The sequence below is a fragment of the Azohydromonas sp. genome (genome assembly GCF_035325925.1).
Classification (GTDB): Bacteria; Pseudomonadota; Gammaproteobacteria; order Burkholderiales; family Burkholderiaceae_C; genus Calidifontimicrobium.
On record NZ_DAOKZA010000098.1, the window covers coordinates 1 to 5,322 of the forward strand.

Sequence of the window (5,322 nt, forward strand, 5' to 3'; positions counted from 1 at the left end):
TACGCGCAGAAGAACCCGAAGCAGGAGTACAAGCGCGAGGCCTTCGAGCTGTTCAGCCAGCTGCTCGACGTCGTGAAGATGGAGGTCACGCGCGTGCTGCTGACCGTGCGCATCCAGACGCAGGAGCAGGTCGCGCAGGCCGCCGAGCGCATCGAGGAGCGCGCCAGCCACGTGGCCAACGTGACCTACACGCACCCCAACGAGGACGGCAGCGTGAGCCAGGAAGCCGACCCGGCCACCGCGGTCGCCGCGGTGCCCAAGGTCGGGCGCAACGACCCCTGCCCCTGCGGCAGCGGCAAGAAGTACAAGCACTGCCACGGACGGCTGGCCTGAGCCGCGCGCCGCAGGCGAGCGGTCTCACAGCCCAAGAAAGAACCCCTCCGCGGCGGTGCCGGGGAGGGGCTGCACGACGGCGCCGCGCCTGCGCGCGGCATCACCGCCGGGTCAGGGGGCGAGGAACAGCAGGGCCTCGCTGTCCTGCGTCGCACCGCCGCGGTTGCCCGCACCGCGGTCGCCGTTGGTGATCAGCAGCAGGCCGCGCTCGGGCGAGTTGCCGGGGAAGGCGCCGAAGTCGTAGACCGCGAGCCCGGAGGCGTCCGAGGTCTTGCCGGGCACGTCGGCCGGCACGCCGTAGAACCGCTCGCCCAGCGGCGTCACCGTCAGGCCCTCGACCAGGTCGCCCGGGCCACCGAAGTAGAAATCCTGCGCCAGCACCGCCATGTTCACTGGCGTGGACAGCAGGTTGGCCGCGTTCATGCCGATCTGTTCGCCGCAGACCAGAAGCACGGTGTTGCCGGTGCTGGTCGAGTGCTCGGCAAAGAAGAACGCGCTGGCGGCGCCCGTCTCCAGGTTCAGCACCCACGCCAGCTGGCGACCGTCGCTGATCGTGCCCAGCCCCGACGCGTCGCGGTTGAGCACGACGTAGTCGTCGATGCCGTCACGGTTCGTGTCGAGGTAGATCTGGTGGCTGACCGGCAGCAGGTGCTGCTGGCGCTGCCAGGTGTTCACCGCGAAGGCCCACAGGAACGACTCATTCGCCGAGCAGAAACCGGCCGGCACCGGGAAGGTGTTGATGCCCACCGCCCGGATGTCGGGTGTCGGCGACTGCTCGCCGCGGCCACCGACCGGCAGCCGATCGCTCGTCGCGAGCAGCGCGTAGGCGTCGTTCTGCGCCGTGCCGACGCCGCGGTTGTCGAGCCCGATGACCTGCGGGAACGAGCCCGGGGTGAGCGCCGTCGTGCTCGGCACCACCTGCGCCGCCTTGCGCGGCAGCACGTGCCACGGCAGCTGGATCGGGTGCTGGCCGTCGTCGAGCACGAGGTAGCCGTCGTACTCGTTCGTCGTCAGCGTCGCCGGGTCGGCGCCCGCGCTGCCCGAGTTCATGAAGTTGCCGCGCAGCTTGCTGCCGTCGATGGTCAGCGTCACCTCGAACAGCGTGTCGTTGCCGCGGCCGGGGCCGACGACCACAGTGGTGGGCGCACTGACCGTCACCGCGCCGTTGACCGCGTCGTCGGCGAAGCGGAACGTCGGCGTCACCGTGTAGTTCAGCCGCTGGTTGCTGTAGTTGCGCACGCGCACGGTGCGCTTGAGCGTGACGGTGTCGGTGACGTCGACGAAACCGAAGCTCAGTGCGGCTTGCGGTGCGGCGTTGTCCCAGGCCGCGGCAGGGGCCTCGAGCGCGGCGTCGACGCGCACCTCGCCGCCGCCGATGCGCGTGATCGGGGCGAGCGCCCCGGTCAGCGGATCGTTGACGACGTCGGTGTAGCCGTTGTTCATCAGCCGTGCCTTCAGTTCGACCGGCGTCAGACCGAGCCCGACCGCGCGGCCGTTGGCCGTGCCCTTCGCGGTGGCCTTGCTGCCGCCGGTGCCCTCGATCAGCAGCGCGGCCGCGCCGGCGACCATCGGCGCGGCGCCCGAGGTGCCGCCGAACGGGCCGGTCTCGGTGCCGCTGCCGGCGATCGCCGACACCGACGCACCCGGCGCGCCGATCTCGGGCTTGATGCGCAGCGTGTCCTCGTGCTGCGGACCACGCGACGAGCTGCCGACCATGCTGCCGGCGAGCGCGACGCCGACGTCCGGGTCGAAACGCACCATGGTGTTGGGCAGGCCGCTGCGCAGTCGATTGGCCACGGCCTGGCTGACCATGAAGCCGGGGATCGTGATCGGCCGGTCACCGCCGTCGCCGCCTTCGAACGGGTCGCCGGGGGCGATGAGGCCGATGACGCCGACCAGCCCGCCGGCGTCGGCCACGTTCTTCACCTTCAGCGTGAAGTTGCAGCCACCGCGGTTGATCAGCACGATCTTGCCCGCCAGCGAGCCGGGCGCGAAGGCCGCGCAGCCGTCCAGATTGCCGCCGGCACCGTTGCCGTATTGAAGGGGGGCCTCGACGGCCGAGGTCAGCGGCGCCGCCCACGGCTGGAACACGGCGGGGAAACTGCCGGCGATGTTCGCCGGCGCCGTGATCTGCATCAGCGGCAGGAACGCGCTGGGCACCGCGGTCTGCGCCACCGACAGCGCGGTGTCGGCGGCCCCCGGCGTGCCGTTGGCGAACGGCTTGTCGGCGCTGTTGCCGGCCGACGCGACGGTCAGGATGCCGAGCTTCGACGCGGCGTCGACGGCGGCCGCGAGGTCGTCGTCGAACGGCTGGCCGTACGGCGAGCCGAGCGACATGTTGATGACGTCGACGCGGTCGCCGAACTTGCCGTCGCCGTTCGGGTCGGCGGCGTACTCCATGCCCTGGATCAGCGCGAGGCCCGAGCAGCTGGTGCTGACCGACGAGCACACCTTGACCGCGTAGAGGTCGACGCCGGGGGCGACACCCTTCTTGCCGCCGATGATGTCGGCGACGTGCGTGCCGTGCCCGCGCGAGGGGCCGTCGTCGAGCGGGTCGGGGTCGGGCGTCTCGGGCGCGTTCGGCCATGCGCTGCCGACGAAGTCGTGACCCGCGACGACCTTGGCCGTCGGGAAGGTGCCCGGCTCGATCGTGTTCGGATCGTTGCCCGCGAAGTCGGCCGGGTTGCCCGAGCCGCCCAGCGCCGCGTGCGTGTAGTCGATGCCGCTGTCGAGCACCGCGACCCTCACGCCGCGGCCGGTCACGCCCAGGTGCTGCACCGTCTCGGCGCCGATGTAGGGCACCGTCTCCGACAGGTCGATCTGGTAGCGGCCGATCGGCGCGATGCGCATCACCGCCGGGTCGCGCGACAGCCGCGGCAGCACGCCGGCGTCGATTTCGACCAGCACGGCGTTGAGCACGGCTTGCGTCTGCGCCAGCACGCGCGCGTTGCGGTCGAGCGCGCGCATGCGGTCGACGAACGCGCGCTGGTCGCGCCGCAGGTCGTCGCGCGCCTTCACGGTGGCAGCGTCGGTCGACAGGCCCTGCGCGGCGACCGACGGTTTCGCGAGCCGCACGATGACCTGGGTCGCGCCGGTGGCCGACGCCAGCCGCGGGTGCAGCCGCTCGGAGCTCACGCCGTCGAGCTGGCGCGGGGCGTCGAGGCGCAACGCCGTCACCGATGCGGGCAACGGGCGGCTGAGTTGCCGGTCGGCAGCGATAGGCGCTGCGGCGGCCTGGGCGGCCACGAGCAGCGTCGCCACACTGGTCAGCGCGGCGAGGGTCTTGGTCTGCATCTGAGATACCTCCGGAGTTCTTCTCGAGGCGGTTGGGGGAGGGCCCGGTTGGGGCGGCGTTCGATGCGCGACGCGTCAGCCCCCATCACGCCGACGCCGCACGCAGCGGCGCGGCGACAGGGGGCTGCGAAGCGTGCGCGCATTCTCGGAAGGGACGGCGCCGCAGCCATACTGGATTTCCCACCCCGCTGGCGTCGGGCCCCACGATCGAGGGATGTGCCGTGCGCGGCGGCGACGACGTCCGTTGCCGAGAGCCCCTGCCTACAATCGCGGGCCCCAGTTCACGAGAGGCGGCGCGCGATGCCGGTCAATCTGCTCCCCCCGCAGCCCGATGCGCTGCATCCCGTGCCCGGAGTGCGCCTGGGCGTTGCGATGGCCGGGGTGCGCAAGGCGAACCGACGCGACGTCACCGTGATCGCACTCGACGAAGGCGCGACGGTGGCCGGCGTGTTCACCGCCAACCGCTTCTGTGCCGCACCGGTGCAGGTGTGCCGAGAGCACCTGGCCGCCGGGCAGGCGGTGCGCGCGCTCGTGATCAACACCGGCAACGCCAACGCCGGCACCGGCGACGACGGGCTGGCGCGCGCGCGCAGCGTGTGCCGCGCGCTCGCGCAGCAGCTCGGGGTGGCGCCGACGCAGGTGCTGCCGTTTTCCACCGGCGTGATCATGGAAACGCTGCCGAACGAGCGCATCGAGGCCGCGCTGCCGGCGGCGCTCGCCGACCTCGGCGCGGCGCACTGGGCGCAGGCGGCAGAGGCGATCATGACCACCGACACGCTGCCGAAGGCGGCGTCGCGCCGGGTGAGCGTCGGCGGGCGCACGGTCACCGTCACCGGCATCTCCAAGGGTGCCGGGATGATCCGCCCGAACATGGCGACGATGCTCGGCTTCGTCGCCACCGACGCGGTGATCGCGCCGGCGGCGCTGCAGGCACTGGTGCGCGAGGCGGCCGACGCCAGCTTCAACCGCATCACGATCGACGGCGACACGTCGACCAACGACTCGTTCGTGCTGATCGCCACGCGCCGCGCCGGCCACGCCGAGATCACCTCGCTCGACGACACCGACAGCGCCGCGCTGCGCGACGCCGTGGTCGCGGTGGCGCAGCAGCTGGCGCAGGCCATCGTGCGCGACGGCGAGGGCGCGACCAAGTTCATCACCGTGCGCGTCGACGGCGGGCGCACCGAAGCCGAGTGCCGGCAGGTGGCCTACGCGATCGCGCACTCGCCGCTGGTGAAGACCGCGTTCTTTGCGAGCGACCCCAACCTGGGCCGCATCCTCGCGGCGGTCGGCTACGCCGGCATCGACGACCTCGATCAGACGTCGATCGACCTGTACCTCGACGACGTGCACGTCGCCACGCGCGGTGCGCGCCACCCGCGGTACCGCGAGGAGGACGGCCAGCGCGTGATGAAGCAAAGCGAGGTCGGCGTGCGCGTCGACCTGCACCGCGGCGCGGCCAGCACCACGGTGTGGACCTGCGACCTGTCGCACGACTACGTCAGCATCAACGCCGACTACCGAAGCTAGGGGGCTGCCGCTTGTGCGGCCCGCGCTGCCGCTGTTAGCATCCGCGCCTTCGTGACCCTGCGCCGAGCCCTGCGATGAGCCTCCACCTGCACCCACGACGCGCCGCCAGCGGCGCCGTGCGCGTGCGCGCGACCGGCCCCCTGGCATCGCGGCGCGGCGGCGAAC

At 72.2% G+C, this 5,322-nt stretch carries 3 protein-coding genes; 2 read left to right on the forward strand and 1 reads right to left on the reverse strand.

The genetic code is table 11. The annotated features are described in order from the left end of the window. Positions 1-333 (forward strand): SEC-C metal-binding domain-containing protein (locus PKC53_RS18605; protein WP_324431355.1); only part of this gene is annotated, 333 nt, incomplete at its 5' end. A gap of 111 nt (positions 334-444) precedes the next feature. On the opposite strand, the gene PKC53_RS18610 is transcribed toward PKC53_RS18605, so the two are convergent. After that, positions 445-3,627 (reverse strand): S8 family serine peptidase, encoded by a 3,183-nt coding sequence (locus PKC53_RS18610; protein ID WP_324431357.1) that lies wholly within the window; start codon positions 3,625-3,627, stop codon positions 445-447. 300 nt (positions 3,628-3,927) lie between these two features. Between PKC53_RS18610 and argJ the strand changes: the two genes are divergently transcribed. Then, on the forward strand, positions 3,928-5,157 hold the full coding sequence (gene argJ / locus PKC53_RS18615) for a bifunctional glutamate N-acetyltransferase/amino-acid acetyltransferase ArgJ (protein WP_324431359.1): 1,230 nt from the start codon (positions 3,928-3,930) through the stop codon (positions 5,155-5,157). The last annotated feature ends 165 nt before the right edge of the window (positions 5,158-5,322 follow it).

What these genes read in the sequence shown, in the direction of transcription:
- PKC53_RS18610 (WP_324431357.1), bottom strand. Translation starts at nt 3,627, where the DNA reads ATGCAGACCAAGACCCTCGCCGCGCTGACCAGTGTGGCGACGCTGCTC.
- argJ (WP_324431359.1), top strand. Translation starts at nt 3,928, where the DNA reads ATGCCGGTCAATCTGCTCCCCCCGCAGCCCGATGCGCTGCATCCCGTG.